Raw genomic sequence first — 15,087 nt, forward strand, 5'->3', positions numbered from 1 at the left:
GTGTGAGCTGCGGCGTGATGCAAAAAACCAAGAAGACAATGACAAACAAAAATCATCAGAACCCATCAAGGGTGTATGTGCTGGCACTGCTGACGGCCTTGTCTGCCCTGACCTTCATGGACCGGCAGATCCTGGCTGTGCTGCTGCAGCCCATCAAGCAGGAGTTCGGCTTCTCGGACCTGCAGATCGGCCTGATCACCGGACTCGGTTTTGCGCTGACGTTCGCAGTGCTGGGCATTCCACTGGGACGTCTGGCAGACAGACAAGAGCGCCGCAGCCTGATTGCCTGGTGCCGTGGCGTTGGTGGCAGCGTTGCGGCGCTGGGCGCCCTGGCCACTGGTTCGGGTGGACTGACTGCATCGCGCGCCGGTGCCGCATTGGGGGATGCCGGTGGCGGCGCTGCGTCCATGTCCATGCTGGCTGATCTGTACAAGCCCCATGAGCGCTCGCGTGCCATGAGTGTTTTTGGTGTCGGCAATGCGATGGGCGCCTTGCTGGCTTTGCTTTTGGGGCCGTTGTTTGCCGAGTTGTGGGGTTGGCGTGTGACCATGGTCATCATCGGTGTGGCCATCATGGTCTTGTCCCTGGTGCTGCGCCTGAGCATCAGCGAACCCGTTCGTACCATCCCGCAGGTGATCTCCGACCCGCAGGACGGCCGGCAGCAGACCAGGTCTGCCGTTGCCTTGATATGGAGAGAGCCCGTGACCCGATTTCTAATCGTGGGCGCTGCTTGTGTCCTGATCGCGGGAATCTCGATCGGCTCCTGGAATGTGGCCTTGCTTGCGCGGCGTTTCGATCTCAGTCTCAAGCAGGCAGGGACAATTTCTGCAGGGGCCGCTGTGCTCTCGGTCTCGGGCAGCCTCTTCTCTGGCTGGTTGACGGACCGGCTGGCGCGCAGCGATGTGCGCTGGCAGATTCGCATCCCCGTGATCGGCACCAGCCTGGCCATGGTGCTGGGTTTCGGCTATCTGCTGGTGGGCTCGGACATGTTCATGTTGTCCATGGCCTGCATGTTGATTTATTCGTTCTTTACCGCCTGGTGGGCTCCGGCCACCTACGCTGCCCTGAGCCTGGTCGTGCCGACCGAGCGGCGCGCCACGGCCAGCGCCATGGTGCTGATGGCCGGAGCCCTGCTGGGCAACGGAGTGGGGCCTATCGTGGCTGGCTGGCTCAGTGATGTGCTCAACACCGTTGCGCCCGGCGAAGGCCTGCGCTATGCGATGGCGATCATGATGTGCACACTGATGCCGGCGGTGTGGGCGTTTTACCGTGCTCTGCAGCATTACCCCGGCGCCTATCGCAAGGCTCACGCCCCCGTGGTCGCTGCCGCATGAAGGCGGAAAAAGTGACCGAGAAGGATTCTTGCGTCGTCTGGAAGATGATCTATCTGGCGCGGCGCAACCCGGCGCTGCGCCCAGAGGAGTTCGCGCGGGCCTGGCGCGAGCATTCCGCGCTGGGTCGTCTGTGTCGCAACGTGGGCCAGCGCGTCAAGGCCGTGGCACAGTGCTCACGACATCTACAGACAGATGCCGCAGAACTGAGCAAGGACTATGACGGCGTCAACCTCATGGTGCTGGCCGAGCGCGAAGCAGGCTCTGCGATCTGGAGCGACCCCGAAACCCTGGCCATCATGCGCCCCGACGAGCCGCGCGTGTTTGCCGACTATGTGCGCAATTTCTCGCTGCTATGCCGTCAGCAGGTGTTGCGTGGCAGCCTGTGTGTAGATGTCTTGCCGCAGCAGAAGCAAGTCATGTTGATCGGCTTTTTGCAGCGCAGCGACGTCTGGCGCGGAGCTGCGGCCTTGCCGGAGATTTGTCCACCGCAGTGGCAAAGCCTTGCCCTGGGCCTGGCCAGCCGCATTGTCTGCAACACCATCGATGAGCAGCCACCTTCTGGCTATGGCTACCGCCATGTGGTCGAGTGGTGGTTTGACTCGGTGGAGCAGGCGCAGGCGGCAGCGGCTTCACTCGATGTCTCGGCCCGTGCGCAGGACGGCGAGTTTGGCTGGGGCGAACATGTCTTCATGCTGACGGAGGTGACGCATGCCAGACCTTGAGGACTTGAAAAGATGGTAGCTGCTTGCGCTTTATGAATAAGGAATTCAATATGTTTTGTATTGAATTTCCATGGAAATAAAGCGCTGGAAGCTATGGTTTTCAAGGAGAGGCCCTCACCCCGATAAAAAAGGCCCATGCAAGCGCATGGACCTTTGGCCTTGGAGGTTCTCGGGATCAGGCCGTCGCTTCCTCGGCTTCCTGCGTATAGGCCACCATTCCGCGAGGAATGTACCTGCCTTCGCACTGGTCCAGATACTCGGCCGCCTTGGTGCGGGGGTTGTAGAACTGCTTGTACCAGATGCGGGCCTTGAGGAAGGCGCCGTCGCTGGGGATAAACAGCGGGTTCAGGCAGGGCGCCTTCTGAGACCAGACTTCGAAGTCCTGGGCAAAGGCCAGGCGGCTGGACTCCTGGTACTGTTTGGCCGCGATTTCATCCGCCTTGGTGGGCAGGCCGCCGTGTGCAGTCTTGACCAGCAGGTTGTGCCAGACCTTGATCCTGCCGTCCTCGATGGGGGTATGCATGATCATCATGAAGGAGTTGAACATGCCGCTGACCTTGGCGACCAGGATGGCGGGGCCGTGGTACCAGGTGTCTGTGTGCAGATCGGCGCTGGCACCGCCTTCGCCCACCAGGGTGCGGTGACCGCCGCACTGGCGCTGGATGGCGTTGTGGCCCTTGAATTCGTTCTCGAAGCGCGCCACGGTGGAGCCGTGGATGGGGCTCAGATGACCATAGTCGGCAATATTGTCCACGACCTCCATGGGGTGCTGGTTCAGCTCGCCCAGGTAATCCCATTGGCCGTTGACATAGGTCTCGTCATGCCAGTCGCCAAAAGTGGGCAGATCGTAGTCGGGCTCGCCGCCTTCGGGATCGAACCAGACCCAGATGGCTCCGTACTGCTCGACAACCTTCCAGCTCTTGACTGCGGCCGCGGCCGGAATGGCTCCGTCGTGATAGGGGATGTGGTTGCACTTGCCGTCCGCGCCGAAGCGCCAGCCGTGATAGGGGCAGCGGATTCCGTCGCCTTCCACATTGCTGCCGCCGCCATCGATCACCACATAGCTGGTGGCATTGGGCGCTGCCAGATGGGTCTTCATATGGGGGCAGTAAGCGTCCAGCAGCACGACCTTGCCGCTTTCGCGGCCACGGTACAGCGCGAAATCCTGGCCGAAGAAGCGCACGGCCACGGGCTTGTGGGTGTCGAGCGCCTTGGCCTCGGAAATCATGAACCAGCCACGTGGGTAGGTAAATTCACCGAGGCGGTAGTCCTTCGTGGTTGCCATTGCAGAGGTCTCCGTATTTAGTTTTGGACGGATGAATCTTCTGGCAAGAGGCGTCGCCGCGCATACTCTGTTTGGACGAGTGAAGGCGCGGCTTTGATCTGGCGCAAACCGCACAGGGTTTGCCCTTGGTTGGGTGTTTGTGCACGCTTACATGCTGCTCACGTGGTCGCGGTCACGCGCTCTTTGTGAAGGGGTTGCAGGTCAATCATGGTGTAACTCTTGGCCAGTGGCAGAGCGTCTTTTTCAGTGCCCAGCCAGAACAGTGCCGCTGCAATTTCTTCGGGGGTGGAGGCGCCATAGCGCTGAGCCAGCAGGCCGTCGTCGCCCAGCGTGGCCTTGACGGCCTCGGTGCTCACCACGCCTGGGTTGACGCTGAAGGCGCGCACATTCTGCTGCTTGTATTCGGTGTTGATGCAGCCGGCCAGGCGCGCGATGGCGGCCTTGGAGGCTCCATAGGCAAAGCCCCAGCCGCCCTGGTCGGCGGGCACGGGCGGGTTGTACTGGCCCGCAGCCGAGCACACATTGATGATGCGGCCGCCGCCTTGTGCCGCCATGGCCGGCAGCAGGCGCTGAGCCAGATGGAAAGGGGCGATGACATTACCCTGCATGGAGCGCTGCAGCGACTCGGCCGTTATCTCGGGGATCAGGTGGTTGATCTCGCGGTTCTGGTAGACGGCGTTGTTGATCAGCAGATCGACACGGCCAAAGCGTTTCAGCACAGCGTCGGCGGCCTTGTCCAGGCTGGTCAGGTCCATCAGGTCCATGACATGCGGAAATACCTCGCCCCCAGCGGCCTCAATGGCCTTGGCTGTTGACTCCAGACTGCCGGACAGAAGCTGGCCGCCTGGCAGGCGCAGCTGGTTTTCCATCTGCGTACCTTCGCTCAGCGTGCGGGCGGTGATGGCCACGCGCCATCCCTTGGTGGCAAAGTAGACGGCGGTTGCCGCGCCAATGCCGCGGCTGGCACCGGTGATGAGAACTACGGGTTGGCTCACGAGAGTCTCCAATTTTTGATGATCAGGCGGCATTCATCTGCAACTGCTGCAGGCGCTGCTTGTAGGGGCGGATGGCCAACGCGAAGAAAAGCGAAGTGATGACGAGCAGCGAGGTCACGCCCATCAGCGCCCAGCGCAGGCCTTCGGAGCCATGAGTCCGGGCAAAGTAGTCCGACAGAATGCCGGTTACCAGCGGACCCAGGCCAACGCCCAGCAAGGTCATGAAAAGATTGAGAAGTGCCGAGGCGACGCTGCGTTCGGCTGCAGTCACCATCTGGCTGACGGCGCTGTATGAGAGCGTGGCAAACCAGCTCGCAAAAAAGCCGAACAGCAGGGCAAATGCCATGGCATAGGGGACCTTGATACCGGCAACCGTCCAGAAGTCGGACACGGGCCAGAAAAACACGGCGACGCCTGCAGGCACGGCGCAGAAGGTGCCCATTGCAGCCAGACGCAGCTGCCAGCGCGAGTCGCGCTGGGTCAATCTGTCACTGAGCCAGCCGCAGAACATGGCGCCGGCCACGGCACCCAGGCCGCTGGCCAGACCGAACACCAGGCCGGCGTGAGAGATGCTCATGCCGTGAATGCGCATGAAAAAGCTCGGCGCCCAGACGCCGTAGCCATAACCTGCAATACCGGCCACGCCGCAGGCGATGCAGATATGGCGCAGCGGCGCCATGCCCAGCAGGCGCCTGACCTGGTGAAACATGGATTCGCGCGCAGCGCTGCCTTGAGCTGCAGGCTTGATGCTTTCATAGGCGCCTCGTGCCGGTTCCTTGACAAAGAAATACACCAGCAGCGCAAGAATTACGCCCGGAATGCCGAAGGCGAGAAACACGGAGCGCCAGCCGTAATGCTGGGCCACCATGCCGCCTATGACGAGGCCCAGCAACGTTCCCAGGTTGGGGCCCATCATGAACAGACTGATGGCAAACGAACGCATCTTGGGAGGATACAGATCCGAGACGATGGACACCGAGGGCGCCATGCCGCCGGCCTCGCCCACGGCCACGCTCATGCGGGCCAGCAGCATGTGCCAGTACTGGGTGGCCATGCCGCAGGCAGCGGTGGCAAGGCTCCAGATCCCGCAGCACAGGGCCACGATGTTGCGGCGGTTGCGTGTGTCGGCCAGACGTCCCACAGGCACACCCAGCATGGCATAGATCAGACCGAAGGCCAGCCCCGTGAGCAAACCCATCTCGGTATCGGAGGCGCCGAATTCCTGTTTGACGGGCTCCAGCAAAATAGACAGAACCTGTCGGTCAATGAAGGAGAAAATATAGACCAGCGCCAGCAGGGCGAGGCTGAGATGAGTGCGCCAGCTGACGGCGGGAGGCGGGGTTTGATGGGTGTGCATGCGCTGCATCGTGCGAGGGGCTCAGGGTTATGCCATCGTCTTTTTGGACGACGACCGCGAAATCCGGAGGTCTGAGCATGTGCCTTCCGTTCATGGCTTTCAAGAGAAGTATCGAGGAGACAAAATGACCCAGACGAATTCGTCCATCGGCATTCGCCAGCTGCTGGACATGCAAAAACAGGCCTTTATCGAAGAGGCTGCGGTCAGCGCCGATGTGCGCATGCAGCGCATTCAGCAAGTCATCGACATGCTGGTGGAGCACAAGGAGGAGCTTTGCCAGGCCATGGGCGAAGACTTTGGTGGCCGCCCCGCCGTGTTCTCGCTGGCCAATGACATTCTTGGCTCGCTCTCCTCGCTCAAGCATGCACGCGATCACCTCAGGGACTGGCTGGGTGACTCCGAGCGTCCCAGCGTCAAACCCTTTGACATGTTTGGCGCCACGGCCTGGGTCAAGTACCAGCCCAAGGGTGTGATCGGCATCATCGGCACCTGGAATGCGCCGCTGTTCACCTTGCTGTCGCCGCTGGCCTGCGCGTTCGCGGCTGGCAACCGGGCCGTGCTCAAACCTTCCGAAATTGCGCCGCGTACGGCCCAGGTGCTGGCCGAGGCCGTGGCCAAGCGCTTTGATCCTCAGGTGCTGGCCGTGGTGCAGGGAGGCCCCGAGGTGGCTGCGGCGTTTGCCGAGCAGCCCTGGAACCATCTGGTCTTCACGGGCTCCACCAGCGTGGGCAAGCTCATCATGGCTGCCGCCGCCAGAAACCTGGTTCCCGTGACGCTGGAGCTGGGTGGAAAGTCCCCCGTGCTGGTGGGCGATTCCGCCGACATCGCCAATGCGGCCGAGCGCATCGCCGTAGGCAAGTCGCTCAACTCCGGCCAGCTTTGCGTGTCACCCGACGTGGTCTGGGTCCATGAATCCCGCCTGCAGGCGCTGGCCGATGGCATTGCTTCGCAATACCAGGCGCTGTACCCCTCGGTGACAGGCAACGCAGACATGACGCCCGTGATCAACGAGCGCCACCATGCACGTGTGAAAGCCTATGTCGATGATGCCAAGGCGCGCGGTCTGACCGTGCTGGAAGTCGGTGCCGCGCAAGCCGGCGCAGACCGCCGCCTGCCGCTGGCGCTGGTCGTCAACCCGCCAGCCGAAGCTGAAATCTCCCAGCACGAAATCTTTGGCCCGGCCGTGGTGCTGCGCAGCTTCCTGAACATCCGCGATGCGGTGGCAGCGATCAATGCCGGCGAGCGCCCGCTGGCTCTGTACTACTTCGGCAACGACGAGACGGAGCAGAACTGGGTGCTGGACAACACGCTGTCCGGCGGTGTCTCCATCAATGACGTGGTCATGCATCCGGCGCTGGAGGATGCGCCGTTTGGCGGCGTGGGCGCTTCGGGCATGGGGCACTATCATGGCCGCGAGGGTTTTCTCGAGTTCAGCCATGCCCGCTCCGTCTACAAGGCCGGCAACCACGACCCGCGTCGCGAGTGGGGCATGCTGCCGCCCTACAACCCGCAGTTCGAGCAGATGCTGCAGGCTGCAGTCACCCCCTGAGCCGCTGTGCTTCGCTGAGGGAGACGACAGTCTCGTCGCGGGGCTGCGGGGCCGCGGGGCCGCCTGGGTCCCTGCTCGCTGTCTCTGATCTGGAATTTGCCTGATTCACGGCTCTACCCTGGTGCAGTGCTATCAATTTCCAGGGCTCAATTTTGGCGTGTTGACGCAAGCTGCGGGGGCTGACCATGGGGCTTGCCCCATGGTCCGTTTGGCTGATGCCCTGAAAGCGTTTCGTACAGAGCATGGGCGGGTCTGAACGCAATCATAGGAAGAGACATGAACGAGATTTTTCGCCAGTTTTCGCTGGAGGGGAAGGTGGCCGTGGTGACCGGCGCGGGCAAGGGTATCGGCCGTGCATGCGCTGTCACGCTGGCGAAGGCCGGCGCCGATGTGGCGTTGTTTGCGCGCACCGAGGCGGATCTGCAGGCAGTCAAGGCCGAAATTGAAGCGCTGGGCCGCCGCGCCATTGCCGTGCAGGGCGATGTGAACAAGGAAGAAGATCTGGACAAACTCATCGTCCGCACTGTGGAGGAGCTGGGCAAGATCAATGTGCTCATCAACAATGTGGGCGGTGGCGGCCCCAACGACCCGCGCAAGGTCACGGGCAAGGCCGTGGGGGACATGCTGGCCTTCAATGTGGTGCCGGCCTATACGCTGATCCAGAAGGCAGCCGTCGCCATGGAGGCAGCGGGCGGCGGTGCGGTGGTCAACATCTCGTCCACGGCGGCACGCTACTCACAGAAGTACTTCAGCGCCTATGGTGCGGCCAAGGCCGCTCTCAACCAGATGACGCGCTGCCTGGCACAGGACTTCGGCCCCAGGGTGCGTATCAACGCCATCGAGCCCGGCACCATCATGACTGATGCACTGGCGCCGTTTCTCACGCCGGAGCGCAAGGAGCGCATGGAAAAAACCACGCCCATGGCACGCATGGGCCAGCCCGAAGACATTGCCAATGCCGCGCTGTTTCTGGCCAGCCCCGCATCCAGCTGGGTGACCGGCAAGGTGCTGGGAGTGGACGGAGGCGTGGAAGCGCCCAACTTCTGAGCCTGATGGCATCGCTCAGGCGGGAGCGACCGCTTCGCGCAGAAAAAGGGAGCTTGGGCTCCCTTTTTCTATGCACTCCTGACGATGTCGCTTGAGCTCGATCCCCAGAAGGAATCGAGCCGCTGCGTTCCCGGTCAAGCGCAATTGCAACGTCTGCAAGCTCCTGCCCGGATGGCGTGGCTGCTGTGCGATGGTGGTCCGATGTGGCGTCGCCTGAGCCGCTTGTCAGCTGTCTGATGGCCGGACCTGGTCATGCCCTGGAGCGGATTTGCTCCTGCATCAGATCCACGAAGGCTTTGACCTTTGCCGGTCGGAATCGTGCGGTCGGGAACACGGCATGAATGCCCCCCGATGGCAGCGACCATCTGGGCAGCACCAGTATCAGCGCGCCACTCTTCAAATCATCGGTCACGGCGAAGTCGGGCAGTACCGACAAGCCTGCCCCATGACGCACTGCTTCGCGCACGGCCAGTGTCGCATCGAGCGAGATCGCAGGGTGCACCGTCACGCTCTGGCGCTCCAGCTCGCTGCGCGAGAAGCTCCAGTTACAGGGTTCACGCAAGGCCGTGTTCGCGACAAAGGGCAGCTCGCTGATGTGCTGTGGCTGTTTGAGCTGCGTCACTTGCCGGCGCAATGAGGGTGCGGCGACCAGCAATTGCCTGAAGCTCCCGATCTGACGGGCCTGCACATTCAGGTGGGAAAGCCAGCCGACGCGGATTGCCAGCTCGACCTGCCCCGACATCAGATCAAGCGGCTGGTCGCTGAACACTGCGTCCACCTTGCATTGGGGATAGCGCCGCGTGAACTCGGTGATGGCTGGCACCACTGCCGTGATGCCATAGTCCAGCGGGGCGGTCAGGCGCAAGGTTCCCGAAGGCTCGGCCGCCACTTCCCCCAGCTCGTCGAAAGCATCACCTGCCTCCTTGAGGATGGATGCGCAGCGTTGATAAAAGATCCGGCCTGCATCGGTGGGAACGACCTTGCGGGTGGTGCGAGTCAGAAGCGTCGTGTGGAATTCGCGCTCCAGCCTTGCGACCTGCTGGCTGACCACGGCCTTGGTGATGCCCAGCCGGTCCGCGGCCGCCGTGAAACTGCCGGTTTCCACCACGGCCGCGAAGTAGGCCAGGCGCTTGAGATTGGCAAGCTTGCCGGCGACGGATTCTTCTGAATTGTTTGCCATTGACATACGATTTATCTATTCGATCAGGCTTTTTCTGTCAATGCTTTGTTCCTACGATCACGGTATTGAAGCAACGGAGCCCTTGGTGACCAAGACCCTGCATTACGTATTCGACCCCCTGTGCGGCTGGTGCTACGGTGCCGCCGCAGCGGTGGCGGCTCTGGGCAAAGTGCCTGAGGTCGAGCTGCGCCTGCTGCCCAGCGGCCTTTTCGCAGGCACGGGTGCACGTCTCATGGACGATGGCTTTGCAGCCTATGCCTAGAGCAACGATCAGCGCATCGAGCGCCTGACGGGCCAGCGCTTTAGTGAGCGCTACCGCAGCCATGTGCTGTCGGATCGTCAGCAACTGTTCGACAGCGGCCCGGCGACCCTGGCGCTGAGCGCTGTCAGTCTGTGCACCCCAGAGCGTGAGCTTGGCGTCCTTGAGGCCATTCAGCATGCCCGCTACGTCAATGGCGAGGACATCACGCAACCGGACACACTGATGGCAATTCTGCAGGTCCTGGGGCTGGAGCAGGCTGCTGCAAGCCTGCTCCGGTCTGATGGTGAACTGCTGGCTGCCAATCGCGCCCGCATCGAGAGCGCAAAGGCGCTGCAGAGCCAGCTTGGCGCGCGTGGCGTTCCAAGCTTCATCCTGGAAACCAATGGCCGGCGCCAATTGCTGAACTCCAGTGCCGCTTACTCCAATCCGCAGGCCTTTGCCGAGCAACTCAGCGTGGCCTGAGTCTTTCGCGTCTGACCCCCGCCATTTTTGAAATTCACTGAAGGACCATCATGATGAATCGTCGAGACTTTGTTCAAACCGCTGCCGCTGCCGGCATCGCTACAGGCCTGGCTGGTTGCGCCGCCGCTGTGAGCAGCCATTCCAGGCTGCAATGGAAGCACTTTCCTGCAGGCGACAAGGGCTTCTTCCGTGCGCCCGTGCTGCTCTCGGGCGATCGGGAGGCCATTCTCATCGACGGCGGCTTTTCCCTGCCCGATGGCCGCGCCGTGGCCGAAGCCATCAAGGCATCGGGCAAGCAGCTGACGACCATCTACGTCAGCCAGAGCGACCCGGACTATTACTTCAGCCTGGGCCCGATCAAGGCCGCCTTCCCTGCTGCCAGGGTGCTGGCCGCCTCCGACACCATTGCCGCCATTCGCGCCAACGTGCAAAAGAAGATAGCTACCTGGGCGCCTCAGCTCAAGGAGAACGGTCCGCAGAAGCTTGCCGACATTGTCTTTCCCGAAGCCTATGACGGTCCTGCACTGACGCTGGAAGGCAACCGCATCGAAATCGTCAAGGCACAGGGACTGGAGAATCGCCGCTACCTGTGGGTTCCCTCGCTGAATGCGGTCTTCGGTGGCGTGCTGATCTTCTCCGGGTTGCATGTGTGGACGGCCGATACCCCGACGTCAGCCTCTCGCGCTGCCTGGGTCAAGAACCTGGAAGCCATCGCCGCGCGCAATCCGGCCGTGGTCGTGCCGGGCCACCTGGGCGCCCATGGAGCGCTGGATGTTTCGGCCGTGAACTACACCCGCGAGTACCTGCTGACCTTCGAGCAGGAGCTGGCCAGGGCGGCCAATGGCGACGCGCTGATCGCAGCCATGAACAAGCGCTATCCTGACGCCGGCCTGGCCGCCGCGCTGCAGATCGGCGCCAAGGTGGCCATGGGTGAGATGAAGTGGGGCTGAAGCCCGGGATGCACATCATGACCACCAATCTGGATATCATCCGCGCGACCTACGAAGGTTCGTCCGAAGAGAACGGCAGGAATCTGCTGGCAGCACTGGCGCCCGATGCCCGATGGGCAGAGGCAGCCGGTTTTCCCTATGCAGGAACTTATGTCGGCCCGCAGCAGATCGTCGCGGGCGTGTTCCAGCGGCTGGCGACGGAGTGGGACGGCTACAGCGCCAAGGTCCACACCTACCTGGCCGATGGCGACCGTGTGGCAGCCTTCGGCGTCTATTCGGGAACCTATCGCAAGACGGGCAAGGCGATGACGGCGAGCTTCGCCCATCTGTACCGGCTCAACGAGGGCAGGATCACGAGCATGGAGCAGTATGTGGACAGCCACCTGGTGCAACAGGCGCTGCTGGCCTGAGCGCGACGGAGTCCTGCCATGAGCGATGTCAATGCGCAGCTGCAAGCCATCCTGTCGCTGATGCGGGCCGGGCAATGGAATGCAGCGCACGCTGCCGTGCAGCGGCATGAAGGCCTGCTCGCGGCCTGGCTGCACGGGCTGCTGCATCTGCAGGAAGGCGATCTGGAGGACGCCGAGAACTGGTATGAGCGCGCCGGTCAGCGCTTCAGGCAGCGCGGCACGCTGCAGCAGGAGCTGGCCCGTTTCGAAGCGGCGCTGCGCGATCGGGCCGGCGCGTGAACCCGAGGCCGGCCGTCCGAGAGCCGGCCTTTGGGGCGGCAGATCTGGAAGCCTTATCCCAGTGCCTGTCGGGCGAGATGCGCAACGGCCAGTTGCCTGTTGGCCCTGGTGCGCTCTCCGTCCTCCAGGAACCAGGCCGCCGACAAGGCGGCGTGAGCCATAACCCATTTGAGTAAACGCCGGCGTTCCAGCCCCGTGACATTGATGACTACTGCAAGCTGCCGCGCGAAGCGCTCCGGGTCGGTGCAGGTCTCCAGCTCGGGGTTGCACAGCACGCTAACGTAGTCGTAGTAGCGCTCACCCGTGACGCGCTTTGGATCTATCGCCAGCCATCCACGTCTGTCGAAATCGAGTATGTTGCCGTGGTGCGCATCACCATGCAGGACGACAGGCTCACGCTGCTCATTCAGCAGCTCATCTGCCACCGTTGCGCATTCGGCCATCAAGCCGCCTTCCTGCTGCGCCATCAACGCGAGTGACTTGAAGAAATCCGTCAGTGGCAGCAGTTCTTCAGGCGGGGCCGAGGATCTCTTTGAATGCAGTTGCTCGATGGTGTGGCAGATACAGCTTGTCGCTGCATCGTCTTCGCCTTTTCTAGCCATGTGCAGCAAATGCTTGGAACCGGTTGCGCGCTCCATCAGCAGCGCTCCTGTATCTTGGTCGCAAGCATAGACTCGCGCTGCTCCATTGCCGCCCCACCATTGAAGCACTCTGCCGCCGATGCGCTCGTCAAGATCTCGCGTGATCTTGATCATCGCAGGAAGACCTGCCCAGTTCCTTGCAAGGATGACTGGCAGAAGGTCACTTGTATGAGTTGTGAAAGGGGCGCCAGCCGCCTTCGCACTCCAACGGTGGAGGTGGATATCAAACAGGTCGAGGTTGGGCATCTGGCTGATTTTCGAGCTAACTCATGCAATCCGAAGATGTGGTGCGATATCCAATGTCCGCTGATGGCCGTGGCTTCAACTGCTCAATGCAGCTCCTTGAGCGGGGCTCCGGAATGTCGGGCATGCCCGGCAAGGTCGGCTGGATGGTGTGCTCAATTTCTCCGGTATTACTTTCTTCCGGTGCTCAAGCAAGCTTCCAGCAGCCTTGGCCAAGGCCATGCTACGGACATTGGTCGCCCCGAAAGAGCCCACCCGACTTCTGAGCAAGGGTCTTGTCCAGAGGTTCAGTCCTCGCGCTCACGCGGGTAGCCTGCGTCTGCCCAGCGCTGTGCAGAAGCACGGGTGAGACTATGGTCCGGTCGGACTCTGACCTTGGCCAATTCGCTGCCGTCCGCTGCGGTGGCAGTGAGAGTCGCCGTGGGATTGTCCTCATCGGGCTCAATATCGAGAGCCACCGTCACGCGCAATCCGCGAACTTCAATCTGTATGGCTCTGTGCAACAGCGCTGCCTGGTGCTGCTCATGGCGACGTATCACTTCGCTGGCAGTCTTCACCAGCGTGTTGAAGGCCGACACGTCAAGAGGCTTGGGATTCTTCTTGTCGCGCCCCATGGTCCATGGGCCGACCAGAGCTGGTTCTGCTTGGCCGTCCTGGGTCATTGACACCGCCCAGCCATCATCGTCCTCATTCTTGATGACGCGGGCTTCCCAGCCCTTGTGGTGCCAAAGGCGGTCTTCGAAGATGGAGACGTCTTCTGGTTCGAGTTCTGCTGGCATGTCTGGACTTTTCCCTGAGCTATCAAGTCCAAAGTCTACTGTTTTTTCATACAGCTTGTGAGGCTGGGTCTATCTCGAGTTTGGGCGTCTTGGGCCATGCATGGCCTGACCAGGTCGATGCAGAGGTCTCGCCCAAAGGCACTGGGCAAGACCATCCTGGTTGAATGCTGCGGCTGCACTCGACCATCGATTCAACCCAAAGCCGCCATTAATTGACGAGCCTCATTCGTTCCTCTGGCGTGAGAGACTAAAGTTCATGGCTATACACGATGAAACCGCTATGTTTGGCTAACTTGTCGTAGAGCGCACGGCCGGCTTCATTGGTTGCTTGTGTTTGCCAATAGACGCGATTTGAGCCAGCCAGCATTGCTTGCCTATAGACGCTGCTGATGAGTGCCTTGCCAATTCCAAGCTGACGCCTTGTCGGGGCCGTGAAAAGATCCTGCAGGTAGCAGACCGGGCCGAGTCTCGTAGTACTACGGTGAAATATGTAATGCGCCAGACCAACCACTTCTCCTGCATCTTCAGCGACCAGCGCAAATACCGGTTCGATGGGATTAAAGAATCGCTCCCAGGTTTTCCGGGTAATTTCCTTTGCCAGTCCGGTAGCACCGGCCCTTCCATAGAAAGCGTTATAGCCATCCCAAAGTGAAAGCCACGCTTCAAAGTCATGTGGTTGGACTTCTCTTATTACTACAGTTGTTGCAGCATCACTTCTGGACATAGGAAAGACTTTTCATAGTGCGAACCGGGGGTAAATCGAACGACCTGCATGGAAGTGTAAGGTCTGCTCGTGGCCGACAGGCCACGGTCCCAGAACGACCCAAGGCGGACACGCACAAACACATCAGCGTGCATCAATTCTCTGAGACCGATGACCCTGGGCAACGATTCGCAGCCATGGCCAACGCGCTTGGTAAGACTCGGCCTTTTGTTGGAAAAGTTCGCGATGCGGGGTCAATGGATTGAGTGCCAAAACTCCGTCATAGATCAGCTCCAGGCTGTTCGGAGCATAGAGGCAGCCTGGGCGAAGGCCAACGCAAGTGGTAGGGATCAGGAATCGATCTATTCCCTCGGAAGAACTGCGCAGTGCCTCATATGGTCGACCGAAATATGACTCATACCACAGGTGAACCCGAGCTTGGTTCGTGACTTCAATCCTGATGCCAAGGTCGCGTAAAACGTGATCGGCATGTGCTTGCACTTTCTGCTCCGCAGCGTCAGTGGTGCTCGATGGATCAAAGTAGAAGAGATCGTAGTCTTTGATGGAATCCTCTGGATTCCGCTGCGCCTGCAAGTTCCACACTGTCTGAAATAAGCAGCCTGCAACAAGCCAGCCATCTGGAAGATTCAATTCATCCCAGCGTTCAAGAATCGTACGATTGTTGATATTTTGGAGGACATCCACAACGAAGCGCTCAGGCGTAGGCATCGGGACAGTGAATCCTTGGTGGAGCAAAAGTGAGAGGCAGGTTCGAACCTATTTTGCTTCAGCGGCGAAGACCCGCTTCCGGCCAGATGAAGCCCTCGCTCCGGCAGGCCGCATGGTGAGCATCGGCAAAGGGCCAGGTGCAGCCGAAATACTGTGATTC

The 15,087-nt window shown here is 61.1% G+C and carries 15 protein-coding genes and 1 pseudogene; 8 read left to right on the plus strand and 8 right to left on the minus strand.

Going from position 1 to position 15,087, the window contains the following annotated elements; translation table 11 throughout:
* Window positions 1-38 precede the first annotated feature (38 nt).
* Together CTR2_RS06835 and CTR2_RS06840 are read left to right on the plus strand one after the other, a co-directional pair.
* Entirely contained in the window at window positions 39-1,334 is a 1,296-nt protein-coding gene (locus CTR2_RS06835; protein WP_254913521.1) for an MFS transporter, read from the plus strand.
* Window positions 1,331-2,056 carry an EthD domain-containing protein gene (locus tag CTR2_RS06840; RefSeq protein ID WP_087086005.1) on the plus strand — a complete coding sequence of 242 codons (726 nt, stop codon included), beginning with the start codon at window positions 1,331-1,333 and terminating at the stop codon, window positions 2,054-2,056. Before CTR2_RS06835 ends, CTR2_RS06840 begins: the two co-directional genes overlap by 4 nt.
* A gap of 175 nt (window positions 2,057-2,231) precedes the next feature.
* On the opposite strand, the gene CTR2_RS06845 is transcribed toward CTR2_RS06840, so the two are convergent.
* The 3 genes from CTR2_RS06845 to CTR2_RS06855 all read right to left on the minus strand — a co-directional run bounded on the left by CTR2_RS06845 (window position 2,232) and on the right by CTR2_RS06855 (window position 5,693).
* On the minus strand, window positions 2,232-3,341 hold the full coding sequence (locus CTR2_RS06845) for an aromatic ring-hydroxylating dioxygenase subunit alpha (protein WP_087086004.1): 1,110 nt from the start codon (window positions 3,339-3,341) through the stop codon (window positions 2,232-2,234).
* Window positions 3,342-3,499: 158 nt separating this feature from the next.
* Window positions 3,500-4,336, minus strand: coding sequence for an SDR family NAD(P)-dependent oxidoreductase (locus CTR2_RS06850; protein ID WP_087086102.1), 837 nt, complete (start codon window positions 4,334-4,336; stop codon window positions 3,500-3,502).
* A 22-nt stretch (window positions 4,337-4,358) separates the two neighbouring features.
* Window positions 4,359-5,693: a spinster family MFS transporter gene (locus CTR2_RS06855; protein WP_238707693.1), complete on the minus strand. Its 1,335-nt coding sequence runs from the start codon at window positions 5,691-5,693 to the stop codon at window positions 4,359-4,361.
* A 124-nt stretch (window positions 5,694-5,817) separates the two neighbouring features.
* Here CTR2_RS06855 and CTR2_RS06860 point away from each other — a divergent pair, with 124 nt between their 5' ends.
* Both CTR2_RS06860 and CTR2_RS06865 read left to right on the plus strand, forming a co-directional pair.
* Complete coding sequence (locus tag CTR2_RS06860) at window positions 5,818-7,242, plus strand: coniferyl aldehyde dehydrogenase (protein WP_087086002.1); 1,425 nt, start codon at window positions 5,818-5,820, stop codon at window positions 7,240-7,242.
* A gap of 276 nt (window positions 7,243-7,518) precedes the next feature.
* Window positions 7,519-8,289, plus strand: a complete 771-nt coding sequence (locus tag CTR2_RS06865) for an SDR family NAD(P)-dependent oxidoreductase (RefSeq protein ID WP_087086000.1) — start codon at window positions 7,519-7,521, stop codon at window positions 8,287-8,289.
* Between the two features lie 250 nt (window positions 8,290-8,539).
* Here CTR2_RS06865 and CTR2_RS06870 read toward each other — a convergent pair whose 3' ends face one another.
* Entirely contained in the window at window positions 8,540-9,475 is a 936-nt protein-coding gene (locus CTR2_RS06870; protein WP_087085999.1) for a LysR family transcriptional regulator, read from the minus strand.
* 79 nt (window positions 9,476-9,554) lie between these two features.
* Here CTR2_RS06870 and CTR2_RS06875 point away from each other — a divergent pair.
* The 4 genes and pseudogenes from CTR2_RS06875 to CTR2_RS06890 all read left to right on the plus strand — a co-directional run bounded on the left by CTR2_RS06875 (window position 9,555) and on the right by CTR2_RS06890 (window position 11,832).
* Window positions 9,555-10,193, plus strand: a pseudogene (locus CTR2_RS06875) (DsbA family protein).
* Between the two features lie 50 nt (window positions 10,194-10,243).
* Window positions 10,244-11,143 (plus strand): MBL fold metallo-hydrolase, encoded by a 900-nt coding sequence (locus CTR2_RS06880; RefSeq protein ID WP_087085998.1) that lies wholly within the window; start codon window positions 10,244-10,246, stop codon window positions 11,141-11,143.
* A 17-nt stretch (window positions 11,144-11,160) separates the two neighbouring features.
* Complete coding sequence (locus tag CTR2_RS06885) at window positions 11,161-11,553, plus strand: nuclear transport factor 2 family protein (RefSeq protein WP_087086101.1); 393 nt, start codon at window positions 11,161-11,163, stop codon at window positions 11,551-11,553.
* Between the two features lie 18 nt (window positions 11,554-11,571).
* Entirely contained in the window at window positions 11,572-11,832 is a 261-nt protein-coding gene (locus tag CTR2_RS06890; protein ID WP_087085997.1) for a hypothetical protein, read from the plus strand.
* 53 nt (window positions 11,833-11,885) lie between these two features.
* Here the strand turns inward: CTR2_RS06890 and CTR2_RS06895 are convergent, their stop codons facing one another.
* From CTR2_RS06895 to CTR2_RS06910, 4 genes are all read right to left on the minus strand, one after another.
* Window positions 11,886-12,719: an aminoglycoside phosphotransferase family protein gene (locus tag CTR2_RS06895; protein ID WP_087085996.1), complete on the minus strand. Its 834-nt coding sequence runs from the start codon at window positions 12,717-12,719 to the stop codon at window positions 11,886-11,888.
* 284 nt (window positions 12,720-13,003) lie between these two features.
* Window positions 13,004-13,495: a hypothetical protein gene (locus CTR2_RS06900; RefSeq protein ID WP_087085995.1), complete on the minus strand. Its 492-nt coding sequence runs from the start codon at window positions 13,493-13,495 to the stop codon at window positions 13,004-13,006.
* A gap of 247 nt (window positions 13,496-13,742) precedes the next feature.
* Window positions 13,743-14,219: a GNAT family N-acetyltransferase gene (locus CTR2_RS06905; protein WP_087085994.1), complete on the minus strand. Its 477-nt coding sequence runs from the start codon at window positions 14,217-14,219 to the stop codon at window positions 13,743-13,745.
* A gap of 123 nt (window positions 14,220-14,342) precedes the next feature.
* Entirely contained in the window at window positions 14,343-14,927 is a 585-nt protein-coding gene (locus CTR2_RS06910) for a nucleotidyltransferase family protein (protein ID WP_087086100.1), read from the minus strand.
* Between the last annotated feature and the right edge of the window lie 160 nt (window positions 14,928-15,087).

The sequence above is a fragment of the Comamonas thiooxydans genome, from assembly GCF_002157685.2.
GTDB classification, from domain to species: Bacteria; Pseudomonadota; Gammaproteobacteria; order Burkholderiales; family Burkholderiaceae_C; genus Comamonas; species Comamonas testosteroni_H.